Origin of the sequence: Corynebacterium coyleae, from assembly GCF_030408635.1 — a bacterium.
Lineage (GTDB): Bacteria > Actinomycetota > Actinomycetes > Mycobacteriales > Mycobacteriaceae > Corynebacterium > Corynebacterium coyleae.
Map to the genome: position 1 here is coordinate 2,423,951 of NZ_CP047198.1, position 15,966 is coordinate 2,439,916.

15 protein-coding genes are annotated in these 15,966 nt (G+C 63.9%); 8 read left to right on the forward strand and 7 right to left on the reverse strand.

The annotated features are described in order from the left end of the window. Window positions 1-261: 261 nt before the first annotated feature. Entirely contained in the window at window positions 262-1,116 is an 855-nt protein-coding gene (locus tag CCOY_RS11675; RefSeq protein ID WP_070771146.1) for a hypothetical protein, read from the forward strand. A gap of 81 nt (window positions 1,117-1,197) precedes the next feature. Continuing rightward, the gene (locus tag CCOY_RS11680) at window positions 1,198-2,310 is read left to right on the forward strand and encodes an MFS transporter (protein WP_092102878.1); all 1,113 of its coding nucleotides are present in this window, start codon (window positions 1,198-1,200) and stop codon (window positions 2,308-2,310) included. 52 nt (window positions 2,311-2,362) lie between these two features. Here the strand turns inward: CCOY_RS11680 and CCOY_RS11685 are convergent, their stop codons facing one another. Then, entirely contained in the window at window positions 2,363-3,010 is a 648-nt protein-coding gene (locus CCOY_RS11685) for an ABC transporter ATP-binding protein (RefSeq protein WP_208856572.1), read from the reverse strand. Then, a complete protein-coding gene (locus CCOY_RS11690) occupies window positions 3,010-3,966 on the reverse strand; it encodes an ABC transporter permease (protein ID WP_425284106.1) in 957 nt (318 codons plus the stop codon). Before CCOY_RS11690 ends, CCOY_RS11685 begins: the two co-directional genes overlap by 1 nt. A gap of 112 nt (window positions 3,967-4,078) precedes the next feature. Here CCOY_RS11690 and CCOY_RS11695 point away from each other — a divergent pair, with 112 nt between their 5' ends. From CCOY_RS11695 to CCOY_RS11715, 5 genes are all read left to right on the forward strand, one after another. Beyond that, window positions 4,079-5,260 (forward strand): sensor histidine kinase, encoded by a 1,182-nt coding sequence (locus CCOY_RS11695; RefSeq protein WP_092100958.1) that lies wholly within the window; start codon window positions 4,079-4,081, stop codon window positions 5,258-5,260. Then, window positions 5,257-5,859: a response regulator gene (locus tag CCOY_RS11700; RefSeq protein ID WP_092100960.1), complete on the forward strand. Its 603-nt coding sequence runs from the start codon at window positions 5,257-5,259 to the stop codon at window positions 5,857-5,859. Before CCOY_RS11695 ends, CCOY_RS11700 begins: the two co-directional genes overlap by 4 nt. Window positions 5,860-5,869: 10 nt before the next feature. Next, complete coding sequence (locus CCOY_RS11705; RefSeq protein WP_070484586.1) at window positions 5,870-6,412, forward strand: pirin-like C-terminal cupin domain-containing protein; 543 nt, start codon at window positions 5,870-5,872, stop codon at window positions 6,410-6,412. A 76-nt stretch (window positions 6,413-6,488) separates the two neighbouring features. Beyond that, window positions 6,489-7,913 (forward strand): C4-dicarboxylate transporter DcuC, encoded by a 1,425-nt coding sequence (gene dcuC, locus CCOY_RS11710; protein ID WP_092100962.1) that lies wholly within the window; start codon window positions 6,489-6,491, stop codon window positions 7,911-7,913. A gap of 23 nt (window positions 7,914-7,936) precedes the next feature. Then, window positions 7,937-9,259, forward strand: a complete 1,323-nt coding sequence (locus tag CCOY_RS11715) for an IS1096 element passenger TnpR family protein (protein ID WP_092100965.1) — start codon at window positions 7,937-7,939, stop codon at window positions 9,257-9,259. A 36-nt stretch (window positions 9,260-9,295) separates the two neighbouring features. Here CCOY_RS11715 and CCOY_RS11720 read toward each other — a convergent pair whose 3' ends face one another. The 3 genes from CCOY_RS11720 to CCOY_RS11730 are packed head-to-tail and all read right to left on the reverse strand — an operon-like array spanning window position 9,296 to window position 10,460. Next, a complete protein-coding gene (locus CCOY_RS11720; RefSeq protein WP_070613699.1) occupies window positions 9,296-9,613 on the reverse strand; it encodes a DUF202 domain-containing protein in 318 nt (105 codons plus the stop codon). Then, complete coding sequence (locus CCOY_RS11725) at window positions 9,610-9,972, reverse strand: YidH family protein (RefSeq protein ID WP_092100967.1); 363 nt, start codon at window positions 9,970-9,972, stop codon at window positions 9,610-9,612. Before CCOY_RS11725 ends, CCOY_RS11720 begins: the two co-directional genes overlap by 4 nt. After that, window positions 9,969-10,460 carry a VanZ family protein gene (locus CCOY_RS11730; RefSeq protein ID WP_167594477.1) on the reverse strand — a complete coding sequence of 164 codons (492 nt, stop codon included), beginning with the start codon at window positions 10,458-10,460 and terminating at the stop codon, window positions 9,969-9,971. The genes CCOY_RS11725 and CCOY_RS11730 overlap by 4 nt, the downstream gene beginning before the upstream one ends. 35 nt (window positions 10,461-10,495) lie before the next feature. Here CCOY_RS11730 and CCOY_RS11735 point away from each other — a divergent pair, with 35 nt between their 5' ends. Further along, window positions 10,496-11,431 carry an acrylyl-CoA reductase family protein gene (locus tag CCOY_RS11735; RefSeq protein ID WP_092100971.1) on the forward strand — a complete coding sequence of 312 codons (936 nt, stop codon included), beginning with the start codon at window positions 10,496-10,498 and terminating at the stop codon, window positions 11,429-11,431. Here the strand turns inward: CCOY_RS11735 and CCOY_RS11740 are convergent. Continuing rightward, window positions 11,421-12,455, reverse strand: coding sequence for a DUF2189 domain-containing protein (locus CCOY_RS11740; protein WP_092100973.1), 1,035 nt, complete (start codon window positions 12,453-12,455; stop codon window positions 11,421-11,423). The genes CCOY_RS11735 and CCOY_RS11740 overlap by 11 nt on opposite strands. 472 nt (window positions 12,456-12,927) lie before the next feature. Beyond that, window positions 12,928-15,771 carry a leucine--tRNA ligase gene (gene leuS / locus CCOY_RS11745; RefSeq protein WP_092100975.1) on the reverse strand — a complete coding sequence of 948 codons (2,844 nt, stop codon included), beginning with the start codon at window positions 15,769-15,771 and terminating at the stop codon, window positions 12,928-12,930. Window positions 15,772-15,966: the final 195 nt, after the last annotated feature.

Consider the following 15,966-nt stretch of genomic DNA (forward strand, 5'->3'; position numbering starts at 1 on the left):
TTCCTGAGTAGCACTAACTCAGCTTTCTCCAACCAGCACGTACGTTAATTAAGCACGGACTGGCCCGTACTTGAGACGCAGGTCACCCTACTCACGAAGGGTGAATAGTTGGACATCTGCGCTACGCTTACTTATGTGTTAAATAAACGGAGGATCGCAGCGCTTGCCCTGACAGCTACTACAGCAGCTGCTGTCACTGCCGTGCCCTCCGCCGACGCGGCCACTGTAGGCAAGCCCATTAACGGCGTGTGCTCATTGCAAATGAGCATTGCAGAAAAGGATTTCGCCGCAGCATTGCCGCGAGACCTTAGGAGCCCCCAAGCGCAGCAAAAACAGCAGTGGACCAACGCCTTCGAGGTAGCGTTCCCGGAAGCTGCGCCCATCGCACAAGAATTCCTCGAAGCATTCAACGGCCCATACTTCAGGCAGTTCCATGCCAACCGCAACGCTGAAACCGCCCGTTGGGAAGACCGCATCGCTACTGCCGCAAATGTAGATCCGGCAGGCGCAAAGTGGTACTTCACCGAAATCATTAACAGCGTGCTGGTATCCAGTGAAGACGGACTGGCGCTGGATCATGTTGAGTTCTGGCGCGTTGTGGATGACGCCCTTGAAAGTGGCACCATCAGCGCCACTGACCCACGCGACATTTACCCCGCTTTCCCACAGGAAATTAGCGACAGGCTTCTCGAGGGCGCTCTGGCAGACATGCCGGCAGACCAGCGCAAAAAGTGGGTAAACGCGCACGCCTCGTCCAAGGAAGCCATCGGCTCGGTCAATGCGGCACAGTTCCGCGATGCCTTCAAGAAGGCACGCGAGGCCTGCGCCAATGGTGGCGGCTCGGTCACTCTGCCCGTCGCTCCCAAGCCGACCACTCCGTACGACGTGCCACCGGTACAGCGCGGCAAGGACAAGCCTGGCAAGACCACAGAGCCGTCCACACCGACTGAGTCGAAGACCACCACCAACATCAGCGTTGACTTCTCCACCTCGGTTGAGCGCCAGAAGAACGAACCACAAGCGTCGATGCCTGTCGGTGCGATCATCGGCATCGTCGTCGCTCTGTTGACAATCATTGGTGGCGCTGGGGCAGCATTTGTCATGGGCGGGCGATAGGCGTAATTTGGCGCGGTGTCCAACACCGCGAAAACCCCCCAGAAAACCCCGGGCCAATTCCCCTTCGTACCACTGGCGGCGATGAGTTTCGCCGCCTTTGTTTATGTCACTTTCGAGATGTTCTCGGTGGGGCTCATCTCCCCGATGGCGCGAGACCTCGGCGTCTCCGAAGGCCAAATTGGCCTCCTCATGAGCGTCTATGCGGGCTTGGTCGCAGTGGTGACCATCCCGCTGATCCACTTCACGCGCAGCGTCAATAGGCGTCCGCTGCTTATCGCCACTCTGGTGTTTCTCCTCGGCGGGATCGTGCTGCAAGCAACGGCGAGCAACTACTGGATGCTGGTCGCCGGGCGCGTCACCGCAGCGTTTACACACGGCGTGTTCTGGTCGCTGGTCAACCCGATGGCAGCGCGCATCGCACCTGCCGGGCAGACAGGTAAGGCGGTGGCCGCGGTGTCCATCGGCTCTACCTTGTCGCTGGTTGCTGGCTCGCCGCTGACCACTGCGTTGGGCACGATGATCGGCTGGCGGGCGTCCACGTGGGTGCTTGGCGTAGCGACGATCGGCGCACTGGTCACCCTGATCGCTACCCTGCCAAGCCTGCCGGCGGTGCCACCGACGAACAGGGCGAAGGTGACGAAGACGAAGTCCGCCATCCCTTCGCTTGTGGTGTACGTGCTGCTCGCGGTGACGGGTATCTTCTCCACCTTTACGTACTTGGCGCTGCTGGTGGAGGGCACCGCCGGCCACGCGTATGTGCCGTTCGGCGTGTCCCTGTACGGCATCGCGGGCTTGGTCGGCATCACGATCGCCGGCCGGAGGGTGGATAGCCGAATGATCCGGCTCAATGCCCTGGCCGCTGCCGTGATGGTGGTGTCCGCCATCGCAGGTTTGCTCGCGCTCGGTGCCGGAAGCGGCCTAGGCATGTTCGCGGTGATCGCCGTGTTCGGCATGGCCGCCGGTGCGCTGCCCACGGTGGCCACCACCATCTTCTTGCACGCAGGCCAGCGCAACCAGGACCTGGCAAGTTCGGTGTACGTGGTCACGTTCCAGGTCGGTATCGCATCCGGTTCCGCGGTTGGTGCTGCGGTGGTGGATGCGGGCTACTTGTCCGGCACCCTGATCTCTACCGGTGTGCTCGGTGCCCTGGCGTTTGCGGTGCTGGCGCTGTGGTCGCGCACACTCCTGCGCTAGCGCCAGCGATTGAAGCACCAGACATACAAACCCCAGACATATAAGCGCAGTCTTATGCGTAGACCGGGGTGCGTGCGTTGACGCCAACCTCGAAGACCTCGTCGCGCGGATTGATCAGCGAGCGGTCGTGGGTGACAAACCCGCAGGCGATGTTGCGCTCTTCAACCAGGTCACGCAGCAATTTCACAATCTCTTGGGAGCGGTCGTGGTCGAGGGCGGCGGTGGGCTCGTCGGCAAGCAAAAGCTCTGGCTCACCCATCAACGCACGGGCGATGCCGACGCGCTGGCGCTGACCGCCGGAGAGCTCGCCCATACGGCGATCGCCAAGACCCTCGAGGCCGACCTTGGCCAGGAGCTCGTCGGCACGGTCGGGGCGCGGCTTGATCCCGCGGATGTCGTCGGTGACCAGCAGCTGGTCGCGAACGTTGAGCGCGGCGATCAGGTTGGCCTGCTGGAAGATCATGCCGATCTTGTCGCGGCGCACATCATTGTTCACCTCAACGCCGTTGAGGGTGGCGGTGCCGGAATCCGGTGCGATCAGGCCCGCGGCGACAGACAGCATGGTGGATTTGCCGGAGCCGGACTCGCCAACAATGAAGGTCAGCTCGCCGGGCTTGGCGGTGAAGCTCATGTTGTCCAGCACGGTTCGCATTTCCTGGCCGTCCTGGAAGGCGACGGTGACATTTTTCAGTTCAAGCATTATGCGGCACCTCCAAGGGCCTGCTGCGGGTTAACTTTTGTAATGGAGCGGGTGGCAATCAGCGCGCCGACCATGCCGAGCGCCCAGATGGCAACTGGCGGGGCGACGGCGGTGAGCGCCGACAGGGAGAACGGTGCAGCGCCCTGCATCGCCAGCCCGAGGCCGAAGGCGACCACGCCTCCGATCAGCGCACCTGCACCGAGCAGCACCGCGGACTGGCCGAGTGCGTCCTTGAGCAGGTACTTGTTCGATGCGCCGATGGCCTTCAGGATGGCTAGGTCGCGGCCGCGCTGCATCGTCCACACCGTGAGGAACGCGACGATCACCAGCGCGGCGATGGCGTAGAGGAAGCCCTGGATGAGCTTCAGGGAGCCCTGCTCAGAGGAGTACGCGGGCAGGCCCTCGAAGGACTCCTTCAACGACACACCGCCGTCGACCTCGTGGTCGGCGAGCAGCACGGTGCCGTCGGCGTCGGTGTGCATGATCTCTTTCCAAAAGTCCGTGGGCACCCACAGGACAGGGGAGTGGGAGAACGCAAGGTCCTCGCCAATCGCGCCGACGGTGATGGCCTTGCCGGCGACGGTGATCTCCTCGCCCTGCTTGAGTTCAAGGCCCGGCGCGGCAACCGCGTCCTTGCCCAGCGTCTGGCCGCCCGGCAGCACGGTGCCTTCCGGCAGGGACAGGATGGACACTGCGGCGTCTTCGCCGTTTGCCTTGGTCAGCAGCATTTGGCTGGTGCCAAGCGGGGTCATGCCGTCGCGAGCCTCCACACGCGAGGTGGTAAACGACAGGTCTTCCGGGTCCTGGAAGACAACGGATTCCGGCTCGAGCGCTTCAAGTGCTGAGGTGTTCTGCTTGCCCAAGCCTGCGGTCAGGCCGGTCAGCACAACCACCAGCAGGGTGATCAGGGTGACCGTGCCCACGATCAGCCCGAAGCGCCCCTTGGCCGACTTCATTTCTCTCAAACCTACGAACATGACTCCGATTATGGCTTTGACCTGCACTGTTCCACATCGGGCGGGCGGTTGAAATCCCAATCAACCGATCGGTTGATCTACGCTCAGTCCTATGTTGTCCACGACCCGGATTCTGGATTTGTTGCGCGTGAGCTTGCACGTGCTGGTCGCCGTATTGCTTGCGGTGGGTCTTATGGGGCAATTGCGTATCGACGACCCCCTGCCCGGCCTCGTTCTCTCCACCGTCTTCGCCGCTGTGTACATGGCGGGCACGGTGTGGCACTACGAGGGCCGGGCCTATCCAAGTTGGGCGCCGTACGCGTGGCTGGCGGTCGTGGCCGCGCTGTGGGTGGGGCTGGTGCAGGTTTCCGCGGACTTCGTGTGGCTGGAGTTTCCGCTGGTCATGTTGGCGTGTGTGATCCTGCCGCGCTGGTGGGAGCTGCTGGCCGCGGCCGGCTTGCTGTGTGTGTCCCTGTGGGCAGTGGCCGGGCCTGGTGTGGGCTCTGGTGTGGGGTCGGGTGCTGGTGGAAATATCGGTGCGGTGGTGGGGCCGTCGATAGGCACGGTGCTCGCGGTGTTCATCGTGCACGCGTACCGGGCGCTGCGCGCGGAGGCGGACCACTACAAGCAGATGGCCGATGACCTGCGCTCGGCCCAGCGGGAGCGCGCCGCGGCGGAGCATGCGGCGGGCGTGGCACAGGAGCGAGCGCGCCTGGCGCGCGAGGTGCACGACACGATGGCGCAGGGGCTCAGTTCGATCGTGCTGCTCGGCCGCGCGCTGGATAAGCAGCTCGGCGACGACGCCGCGGCGCGCGAGACCCTGGACGTGATTCGCTCGACGGCGGCGGACAACCTGGCGGAGGCGCGCCGCTTCGTCAAAATCAATTCGGCGGACACGGTCTCGGTTGAAGACAAACTCCAGCGTGTGGCGTTGCCGGTGCGGCTGGAGCGGCTTGCCCGGGCAGCGTCGGACCGTCAGCGCGCGCTCGGCGAGCCACTGGAGGTGCAGGTCAATGCGGTGGATTTGCCGGAGCCGGCGGCGTCGGTAGCTGAGCGCATGGTGCGCGAGGGCTTAAGCAACATCGTGCGCCACGCGGGCGCATCTAAGGCGGTGATCACGGTGGATAAGCTGGGCGCGACCGCAACCATCGACGTCTTTGACAACGGCCGCGGCATCTCCGGCAAGGAGGGCTACGGGCTCAAGGGCCTGCGCGCCCGCGTGGAGGAGATCGGTGGGGAACTTTCGGTGGAGGGCAACGTCCTCGCCGCGACACTGCCTGTGGAGGAGCAATGACGCTGCGCGTAATGCTTATCGACGACCACCCGGTCGTCCGCGCCGGCCTACGCGCCGTTCTCAACTCGTTCGGCGACATGGAAGTGGTGGCTGAGGCCGCCGACGGCGATGCTGAGGTGCCGGGAGACGTGGACGTGGTGGTCTCCGACATTCAGATGCCCGGCGCGTCCGGAATCGACCTGACCCGCCGTTTGGTCAAGGCGGGCGGGCCGCCGGTGCTCATCCTGACCACCTACGACACACAGGCCGACGTGGTCGCCGCGGTGGAGGCCGGTGCGATGGGCTACCTGCTCAAAGACGCGCCGGAGGATGAATTGCATGACGCGGTGGTGCAGGCGTCGAAACGCAAGCGCGTGCTCTCTCCGCAAGTGGCGAATGTGCTGGCAGACCGTCTGGTCAACCCCGACGAGGCTCTGTCCGCCCGCGAGATCGAACTGCTTCGCGCACTGCAGACGGGCGCGTCGAACCGGGAGATCGCCGAACAGCTCTTCATCTCCCAAGCCACGGTGAAAACCCACCTGATCCACATCTATTCAAAGTTGGGCGTGGACAACAGAACAGCTGCCGTAGAGCAAGCTCGGCAGCGTCGCATCATCTAGTGTGTCCCGTATGACTTTCATCGAGCTGCATACTGGGCCCTGGCGCGCCAGTACCTGCTTACTGGGGCTCAGCGGCCCGCATGACGCGCCAGTTGGCTTGGCCAGCCTGACCTGGCGCCATAACGGCTCGCTGCGTACCGGCGACGATTTGGACCGCCCTCAAGGGCAGATGTTCATCGAGGCAGATGCGTTGCCCGCCCGCCAGCAAATCGCCGAACCTGAGGCGTTTCCGCTGCGTACCGTGACCACTCGAACCGCCGGCGAGGCGTACGTGTTCATCGGTGAAATGTTCGGCCGCAAAGGAGAAATTGAGACGCTCACGCCGTGTGTCGCAGCGCAGATGACGCTTGCCACGGACGCTGAACTTGCGATGACGCTCAACCCTGACTTCGAGTACGCCATCATTGCCTGCGACGGCGATATCGAGGTCAACCGCTCCTCGGTGGTCTCTCACTCCCACATGCTCATTGGTCCGGGTGAGCGCACGCTCGGTTTGGAGAACCGTTCCGAGCATTTCACCCACGTGCTGGTGTTGGGTGGTCTTCCCGAGTAACACGAACCGGGGAGATCTTGCCCACATATAGACCACTTACCGTGCAGACATGCGGTAACAGCGCAATAATCGGATAGTGCTATATATTCTGATTGCTGTCTTGGCCGTCGCTGCCGTCGGCTACTTCATTTACAAAAAAGTCCACGCCGCATCCGCCATCTTCGCGGTGGGTGTGCTGCTGCTCATGATCGCCGCCGCAACCGGCCGCATCGACTACGCCTCAACCGAGTTCGAATCTTCCGGCAACGCGTTCTACGACGAGTTGCTCATCATCGAGGCCCTGTTCAAGTCCCGTTTCGCCGGCACCGGCATGGCAATTATGGTGCTGTTCGGTTTCGTCGGCTACATGCGCCACATCGGCGCCGACGCAAAGACCGTAGTGGCACTGTCTAGCCCGCTGCGTCGCTTCAACGGCTCCTACTGGCTCGTACCCATCGGCTACTTGGTGGCGACGCTGCTGTCGTTCGTGGTGCCCTCTGCCAGTGCGTTGGCGCTGTTGCTCGTGGCCACGCTCATGCCGGCGTTGATCGCTGCGGGGCTGACTCCGCTGACGGTGGGTGCGATCGTCGCTACGGCCTCCACTATTGCCCCGTCCCCGCTGGAGGCGGGCCTGATTCAGGCCGCTGACCTGACCGGCATGACGGTCACCGAGTTCACCTTCGGCAACGTGGCTAAGGCCACCATCCCGGGCCTGATCGTCATCGCGTTTGTGCACATGTGGTGGCAGCACCGCTGCGACAAGAAGGACCTGGTCAAAGCCGGTGCCGCCGCAGGCGAGGCCGACCTGGAGGCCGCGAAGCACCAAGAGTCGGATCGACGCATCCACGAAGCCATGGAGCGCGCCGAGGGCCTGCCGGGCTTCTACTCCATCTTGCCGCTGATGCCGCTGCTGCTGATCATCGTCTCCGCAATCCTGAACCGCCTGGACATCGTCGGTTTCGAGGCCGGCATTCTCCCCGTGACCGTCGTGTCGCTCATGCTGACCATGATCATCGAGGCCATCCGCCTGCGCGACGTGAACTACGCCGCGGATTCCCTCCAGGACTTCTTCAAAGGCCTCGGCGAGGGCGCCGCAGGCGTGGTGTCCCTCATCGTCGCCGCCGCCATCCTGGTGGAAGGCATCACCCAGATGGGCGTCATTGAGGGCCTGACCAGCCTCGCCCAGGCGTCCTCGGGTGCTGCGATCCTGATGGTGCTGGTGTTCGTCATCGCCACCTCTGTCATGGCAATGCTCACCGGTTCCGGCGTGGCCCCGTACTTCGCGTTCTCCGAAATGGTGCCGGGCATCGCGGCCGACTCCGCCGTGTCCGCCCCGCAGATGCTCACCTCCATTTGGGCCGCCTCCAACACCATGCGCCAGGCTTCCCCGGTCAACGCTGCGGTGCTCATCGTCGCTGGCGCACTGAACGTGAACCCGGTTGACGTGGTGCGCCGCACCCTCGTGCCGTTGGCAGCGGGCATGGTCACGTCGGTGGTGTGCGCGCTGTTGTTCGTCGTGTAGCAAAAGTCCGTATTGTTTCCGGTATGACTGTCTCAGTGCTGATCACCGTCGAAGACTCTTCGCCGGAAATCTCACGTTGCTTCAACGTTGACCCCGACATGACGCTCGGCGCGCTCGCCGAGGTCATCGACGCATCCCTCGGGTTCTCCGGCGCGTCCTCGCACCTGTTCGTGGGCAAGCACGGCACGCAACGTGAGGTGTACGCCGAAAGCCCCGGTGCGGGTGAGCAGCACGAAGACACCATCACGGTCGCTGAGATGGAGCCGATGACCTACATTTACGACGCGGCGGCCGACTGGTCCATCCACGTCGAAGTCCTCGGCCCCTCCCACATCGATGCGCCAACGCCGATGCTTGTCGACGCCGCCGGCCCCGACGTCATCGAAGCCTGCAACGGCCCCGCCATGATGACCGAGTTCCGCCGCCAGGCCCGCCTGCTCGCCGCCGGTATCGAACCCGACGTGGACACCGTCACCTTGCTGTTTAGCTTCCTGCCGGTCATGCCGCCGGAGCGCATGCTGGACCGGCTGACCTTCGCCGACCCGGTCACGGTCGCCTCCCGCATGGCCAACGTCGCCGAGGAGCAGTTTTTCGACGAGATGGCCGCCGCCGAATCCGAGGGTCTAGGCCTGGCGGAGCGCTTTGACAACTTCATCAACTCCCAGCCCGGCCTGCGCGAAATCCTGGACGTGGACCCCCACCCGGAGCGCAACCCGGCGATGATCTCGGCCGTGACCGACTTCTTCAACTCCGTCCTCGGCGAAGGCACCGATTTCCCCGAACTCGCCGAACTGGCCAGCCTGCCCGGCTTCGCCGGCCTGCCAGGGCTCGAAGGGCTCGAAGGGCTTCTCGACGACACCGATGACCTCGAAGCCCCCAACTCCCTGACCTTGGTGTTCGGCGACCTGATCAGCCTGTTCATCGCCAGCGTGCCCTACAACAATGGCGAGCTAACCCCCGAGGTATCCCGCGAGATCCGCGACATCACAGCGCTGCCGTTCCCGGGTACCGTCGTCGGTTTTCTTCTCGACGCCGGCCTGTTAAAAAAGCGCCACGAAATCCTCACCCCCACCAAAGCGGGCCTGACCTTCCTCAGCAGCGACGACGCCGTCGCCGCCAACGCCGACAACCTGCGCCGCTTCTTCGAATCCGTCATGGGCGCAGACCTGTGGCGCGCCACCGTCGACTGGTTCATCGGCGAGCCCCAGCCCAACCCCGACATCGACGACTACATCCCGTGGCTTTACGGCTTCTGCGTCGTCGAAGAGTACGAACCGGGCCGCTCCGGGCTTTCCGACGAAGGCCGCGCCATGATGCACCTCCACCGCGCCTACTACGAAGGCTAGGTCTAGACCCCGCCTGGTTGGCCCCGCCCGGTTAACTCAGGCGAGCACCAGGTAGAGCCCCACCACGGCAATGCCCAGCATCATCGCGGTGAGAATGGCGATGGGGGCGGTGTTCGGGGCGCTGCGCTCGTCGGCAAGAGCAAATGCGTCGCGCCTGTACAGCCGGCGGTTCAGCAGCCCGATCGCCACCGCGCCGAGCGTGAGCGCGCACGCCGCAAACATGATCAGTTCCGGGTAAGCATCCGCCCAGCGCAGCAGCGTCGCCGCGCACACCAGCATCGCCAGCCCGGTGCGCGTCCAGCTCATCGCGGTGCGCTCCGGCTGCAGGCCGGGGTCCGCAACGACGATGCTCACAGCAGGCTCACCCCGACCACCACCGCGGCGACGAACACACCGATGCCCAGAATCGGCACGATCGCTGGCGCTGGGATGGGTTTGCCGTGGCGCAAGGCGCGTTCGATCCGTACCCAACGCACCGCCGCACCTGCGGAAATAGCCATTGAGATCACGATGATGGTGGCGGCGGCAAGGGAGCGCACGGTGTCGTCGATACGCGGAAGCTCAAAGGCCTCCAGCGCAATACCGCCCGCCAAAAACGCAAGCGCAGTACGCGTCCACGCGAGAAACGTGCGCTCGTTAGCCAAGGTGAAACGCGGATCCGGCTCGCTGCCATCCGGAAACACCCGCCGGGTAAACCAACCACGCTCACTCATGCGCTCAACCCTAGCGCCGCATATACCGTCAGGAGAACCACCCCAACCGCCGCGATCACCCACAACGCAGTATTGCTTTGCGACGACACCCTCGCCCACACCGCCCCCAACAACGCACCCGCCGCGTTGCAGATGACATCGTCAGTATCGCTAAACCCCCACCCGCCCAGATACTGCGCCGTCTCGATGCCCAGGCTGAACAGCGTGCCTGCCGCGAGCGCCCTCACGATCGAGCCCCGATACGCCACAAAGCCCACCGGAATGAACAGCGCAATGTTGCCAAACAAGTTCAGCCACGGACCCCACCACACCCGCGCATACGTGAACGTCTGCAACGGATTCAGCCGGATCTGACTGATCTGGTGCGACTCCGCCGCCCACACTCCCGGGATCGACACGAACGCCTTACCCACCGTAAACGCAAGCACGACAACGACAGTCACCACTGCCGCGACGACCGTTGCCGGTCTACTTCTGGTCGTATTCACCCGCCCCACGGTAGACGCACGTTAGGCTGGCGACCATGAATAGCACCTTGCTGGTTACTGACAATGGCCCCCAGATCGTAGAAACCCGCGACGAATACGCCGGTGAAGGCGACACGCTGATCAACGTCACGCACTCGTCGCTGAACTACAAAGACGCGATGGCACTGTCCGGCAACCGCGGTGTCCTGCGCGAACTACCCCGCGTACCCGGCATCGACGCGGTGGGCACCCTCGAGGACGGCACGCTGGTCACGGTGAACGGCCGTGGGCTGGGGGAGCGTCGTCACGGCGGCTACACCCCGCACGTGCGTATCGACGACACCCACATCACCCGCATCCCCTCCCGCTTCACCGCCGACGATGCCGCCGCCATCGGCACCGCCGGCTACACCGCGGCACTCTCCGTCGCGGCGTTCGAGCGCGCCTCCTACTCCGTGGACGGCCCCATCCTGGTCACCGGGGCGACCGGCGGCGTCGGTTCCATCGCCGTGTCGCTGCTCGCGGAGCGCGGCCACGAGGTCTGGGCGCTCACCGGGCGTATCGACGAACACAGCACCTGGCTGCGCGAACTCGGCGCCACCGAAATCCTCGACCGCGCCGACTTCACCGGCAAAGGCAAACCACTGCAGAAGGCGCGCCTCGGCGGCGTGATCGACACCGTCGGCTCCGACATCCTGGCCAACGCCCTGACCCAACTGCGCTGGGGCGGCGTCGCCACCGCATGCGGCATGGCCGCCGGCAACGACCTGCCCGCATCCGTCCTGCCGTTCATCCTGCGCGGTACCCAACTCATCGGCGTGAACTCCGTCGACACCCCCAACGACCTTCGCGACGAAGCCTGGGCACTCCTCGACACCTCCCTCAACACAAACGCCATCCGCACCGAAACAATCGGATTGGATGGCGTCATCGAAGCCGGCCAGGCCCTGTTGGAGGGCCGGGGCGGTGGGAGAGTCGTCGTTAAGCTGTAGGCTCCTTCGGCACCGGACCAGCCGAAATCTGCCGGTAGGCGTACGCCAACGCGAGCATCGTCGCCGGCAGGGTCACAATCAAACCAAGACCAAACGGGATCGCACCAATGAGGTTGATCAAACCAGCCAACACCGCGAAGCCCAACAGACGGCCATAATTACGCGCACCCGCCTTGAAACCACCGGTGAACGCCTGGCCAAACGTGCCATTGTTGTCACCCGCGAACCACGGCTGCAGCATAAACAGCGGGCTGATCAGCAGCATCACCAACAAACCAATGCCGAATGCCGCCATCACCGGGCCCATCACCGCAAAGAACGTCTCCGGGTCATCCATGATCGCCTCCGGGTTCTCCGGGATCATCGTCGGATCGATCGCCGAAAACGCACCAACGCCCAGCGCCGTCAGCAGCACCGTCATGCCAAGCATGGCGATGACCGACAACAACACCGACATGCCCAGCGTCTTACCAAACGTCGGCGACTTCACATCCCCGAAGTTCAGGTTGCGCGCCAGCGTCGCCTGCAACGCCGCACCAATCATCCACGGGCCGAACACCGTCGTGCCGCCCACCTGAATCCAGGTGCCCACCGTCGGCACAAACTGCACCGCCACGCTCAGCAGCAGGTACACCACGCCAAGCGGCAACCACAGCTTCGGGTTGCCAAACACGGTCTTGAAGCCCCAGCCGATCGCCTCCAAAATGTTCAGCTTGCCGGTGCCCTTCACATGCGACCAGCCGTTATTCGCCGGGTCGTTAATCGGGTGCGGGCTCACACCATCGCCCGGAACGTTGTCCGTCAACTGCTGGCCATGGAACCGCAACGCCGTGTTGCCCGCCATCGACGCCGCCGAATTGACCTCAAACGCGCTGTAGTCGCTGTAGCCGTTTTGGTAGTTGCCGGCTTGGTCGGCGGGGTCGGCGTAACTGTCGTAGCTCGGGTAACCCCCGTCGTTCTCCGGGTGGCTTCCTTGCGGATGCTGCGGATACGGCTCGAAGCCGTCATTGTTCGGAGTGGACATTGATGTGCTCCTTCATCGGATAAGTATCAGTTTTGCCCAGCCGAGTTTAACAACCCTGCGCGGTGGGACGCCGGGCCGGAACGTTGGCGCTGCCCGGGCCGCCTCCTGACAAACTTTGCAAAATCTGTCAGGAACGTTTTCTGACCTGCACGTTTACCGGCGCCTGACAGATTCCGCCGTGATCTGTCAGCCGGACGGGGCGGTGGGGGCGGTGGGGCCGGGCCCGCGGGTCGGGGTGAGGCGGCGGGGCGCCCGGGGTGAGGCAGGCCGGGCATTTTGGGCATCACCGGCAAAATAGTTCCCGGGCGGGGAACTTTCTTCGTCCGGCGGGCTAAGAAAATTCACTACGCCCAGGACAGATCGGGCAGGGCACAAAAAAGTTCCCCGGTTCGACCGAATCCGGGGAACTTTTTTGGGAAGGGTATGAGAAAGGGTAGGGCAGCAGAACCCGAGCAGAACCCGAGCAGAACCCCTACTTGACCACGAGGTTGACCATGCGGCCCGGGATCGCGATCACCTTGACTACGGTCTTGCCGTCCACCAAGGCGGCGACGCGGTCGTCGGCAAGGGCGGCGGCTTCGAGGTCGTCCTTAGAGGCGTCGGTGGCCACGTCGATGCGGGCCTTGACTTTGCCGTTGATTTGGACGGGGACCTCGACGGTGTCGTCGGTAAGCCATTGCTCGGCGAACTCCGGGAACGGCTCGAACGTGATGGTCTCGGGGTGGCCGAGCAGGGACCAGAGTTCTTCGGCGATGTGCGGGGCCAGCGGCGAGACCATCTGTACCAGCGGCTCGACGGCGTCGCGAGGGGCGCCGGACGGGTAGGTCTTGGTCAGGTAGTTGACGTACTCGATGAGCTTCGCGGCGACGGTGTTGTCGCGAAGGTGGGCGTAGTCGTCGCGTACGCCGGCGATGGTGCGGTGGAGGGCTTTGAGGTCGTCTTCCGTCAACGAAGCGTCCACCACGGTGACCTCGCCGGTGGCCTCATCCACGACCAGGCGCCAGAGGCGCTGCAGGAAGCGTTGTGCGCCGACGACGTCCTTGGTTGCCCACGGGCGGGAGGTGTCGAGCGGGCCCATGGACATTTCGTAAACGCGCAGGGTGTCAGCGCCGTAGTCCTCGACAACCTCGTCGGGTGCGACAGAGTTCTTCAGGGACTTGCCCATCTTGCCGTACTCGCGGTTGACCTCTTCGCCCTGGTAGAAGAACTTGCCGTCCTTCTCCTCGACCTCGGCCGCGGGGACGTAGACGCCGCGGGAGTCGGTGTAGGCGTAGGCCTGGATGTAGCCCTGGTTGAACAGGCGGCGGTAGGGCTCCTTGGAGGTGACAAAGCCGAGGTCGTAAAGCACCTTGTGCCAGAAGCGCGCGTACAGCAGGTGCAGCACGGCGTGTTCGACGCCGCCGACGTACAGGTCAACGCCGCCTGGGTCGTTGGCGCCGTGCTCGTCGGGGCGCGGGCCGGTCCAGTAGCGCTCGTTTTCAATGTCGACCAGTGCATCCGTGTTGGTCGGGTCGATGTAGCGCAGTTGGTACCAGGACGAGCCGGCCCACTGTGGCATGACGTTGGTGTCGCGCCAGTACTTCTGCTTGCCGTGGCCCAGGTCCAGTTCGACTTCGACCCAGTCGGTGGCCTTGGCCAACGGCGGGGCGGGTTCGGAGTCGGCGTCGTCCGGGTCGAAGGCGACGGGGTTGTAGTCCTCTACCTGCGGCAATTCGACCGGCAGCATGTCTTCGGGCAGGCCGTGCGCCTGGCCGTTTTCGTCGTACACGATGGGGAATGGCTCGCCCCAGTAGCGCTGGCGAGCAAACAGCCAGTCGCGCAGTTTGTACTGGATTTTCTCGGAGCCCTTTTGCTTATCGACGACCCACCCAAGGGCCGCTTCAATCGCCTCTTCCTTGCCCATACCGTCGAGGTCCAGGCCGGATTCGTTGGCGGAGTTGATGTGGGTGGCGTCGCCGGTGAAGGCGGCTTCGGAGACGTCGCCGTCGAGAACAGGCGTAATCGGCAGGCCGAAGACGGTGGCGAACTCGTAGTCGCGCTCGTCGTGGGCCGGGACCGCCATGATGGCGCCGGTGCCGTAGCCGGTGAGCACGTAGTCGGCGATGAAGATCGGGACCTGCTCGCCGTTGACCGGGTTGACCGCGTAGGTGCCCAGAAACACGCCGGTCTTTTCCTTGTTCTCCTGGCGTTCCACATCGGACTTGGCGGCGATGGAACGCAGGTAGGCGTCGACGGCTGCGCGCGGGGTGGCTTCGCCGTTGGTCCAGCGGGTGTCGACGTCGGTGGGGTAGGAGTCGGCCACGAGGTCGTCGACAAGCGAATGCTCGGGCGCGAGCACCACGTAGGACGCGCCGAACAGGGTGTCGGGGCGGGTGGTGAAGACGGTGATGTCGCCGGCGGGCGATTCGAACACGACCTCTGCGCCGCGGGAGCGGCCGATCCAGTTGCGCTGCATGCTCTTGACCTTTTCCGGCCATTCGAGCAGGTCAAGGTCGTCGAGCAGACGGTCGGAGTAGTCCGTGATGCGCATCATCCACTGGCGCAGGCGCTTACGGAAGACCGGGTAGTTGCCGCGCTCGGAACGGCCCTCGGCGGTGACTTCCTCATTCGCCAGCACGGTGCCCAGGCCCGGGCACCAGTTGACCATGGAGTCGGTGAGGTAGACGAGGCGGAACTCGTCGATAGCCTTGTGCTTCTCCTCGGTGGTCAGGTCGCGGAAGTTGCGGCCGTCCTTGGTCTGGCGAGCGCCGGACATGAGGTCGCGCACGAGGTCCTCAATCGGGCGGGCCTTCTGCTGCTCCTCGTCGAACCAGGCGTTGTAGATCTGCAGGAAGATCCACTGCGTCCAGCGATAAAACTCCGGGTCCGTGGTGGCAACGGAGCGGCGCGGGTCGTGGCCCAGGCCCAGCATGGCCAGCTGGCGGCGCATGTTGGCAATGTTCGCCTCAGTGGTCGTGCGCGGGTGGGTGCCGGTCTGGATGGCGTACTGCTCCGCCGGCAGACCAAACGCGTCATAACCCAGGGTGTGCAGCACGTTCTTGCCCAGCATGCGGTTGTAGCGCGCGTACACATCCGTCGCGATGTAACTCAGCGGGTGGCCGACGTGCAGCCCCGCACCCGATGGGTAGGGGAACATGTCCTGAACGTTGAGCTTGTCCTTGGGCAGCTCGACCTGGTCTTGCGACGCTTGCGGAGCAAGATCACCAACCGGGTTCGGTGCGTAAAACGTGTGGTTGTCACGCCAGTACGCCTGCCACTTCTTCTCGATCTCATTGGCCAGCTCGGCCGTATAGCGGTGCGGGGTCGCCTCAGTCATGGTTATGCAGTGTAGTGAACAGGCATTGTTTATCTGCGACCTCCGCCCCGAACGCCATTTCCCCAGGGAATTGTTTTCTGGTCCGTTTTTAGGATTTGAAAGATATAGAAAAGATATAGCGGGCTTGCGGACAGGCTTCTACAGCCATTTCCCCAGGTCAGCGAATTGTTCCGATATCTTTCACTATCTTTCGGA

Excerpts from the sequence above, each read along its gene's own strand:
- CCOY_RS11675 (WP_070771146.1), top strand. The coding sequence starts at position 262 with ATGAGCATTGCAGAAAAGGATTTCGCCGCAGCATTGCCGCGAGACCTT.
- CCOY_RS11680 (WP_092102878.1), top strand. The coding sequence starts at position 1,198 with ATGAGTTTCGCCGCCTTTGTTTATGTCACTTTCGAGATGTTCTCGGTG.
- CCOY_RS11685 (WP_208856572.1), bottom strand. The coding sequence starts at position 3,010 with ATGCTTGAACTGAAAAATGTCACCGTCGCCTTCCAGGACGGCCAGGAA.
- CCOY_RS11690 (WP_425284106.1), bottom strand. The coding sequence starts at position 3,966 with ATGAAGTCGGCCAAGGGGCGCTTCGGGCTGATCGTGGGCACGGTCACC.
- CCOY_RS11695 (WP_092100958.1), top strand. The coding sequence starts at position 4,079 with ATGTTGTCCACGACCCGGATTCTGGATTTGTTGCGCGTGAGCTTGCAC.
- CCOY_RS11700 (WP_092100960.1), top strand. The coding sequence starts at position 5,257 with ATGACGCTGCGCGTAATGCTTATCGACGACCACCCGGTCGTCCGCGCC.
- CCOY_RS11705 (WP_070484586.1), top strand. The coding sequence starts at position 5,870 with ATGACTTTCATCGAGCTGCATACTGGGCCCTGGCGCGCCAGTACCTGC.
- CCOY_RS11715 (WP_092100965.1), top strand. The coding sequence starts at position 7,937 with ATGACTGTCTCAGTGCTGATCACCGTCGAAGACTCTTCGCCGGAAATC.
- CCOY_RS11725 (WP_092100967.1), bottom strand. The coding sequence starts at position 9,972 with ATGAGTGAGCGTGGTTGGTTTACCCGGCGGGTGTTTCCGGATGGCAGC.
- CCOY_RS11735 (WP_092100971.1), top strand. The coding sequence starts at position 10,496 with ATGAATAGCACCTTGCTGGTTACTGACAATGGCCCCCAGATCGTAGAA.
- CCOY_RS11740 (WP_092100973.1), bottom strand. The coding sequence starts at position 12,455 with ATGTCCACTCCGAACAATGACGGCTTCGAGCCGTATCCGCAGCATCCG.
- leuS (WP_092100975.1), bottom strand. The coding sequence starts at position 15,771 with ATGACTGAGGCGACCCCGCACCGCTATACGGCCGAGCTGGCCAATGAG.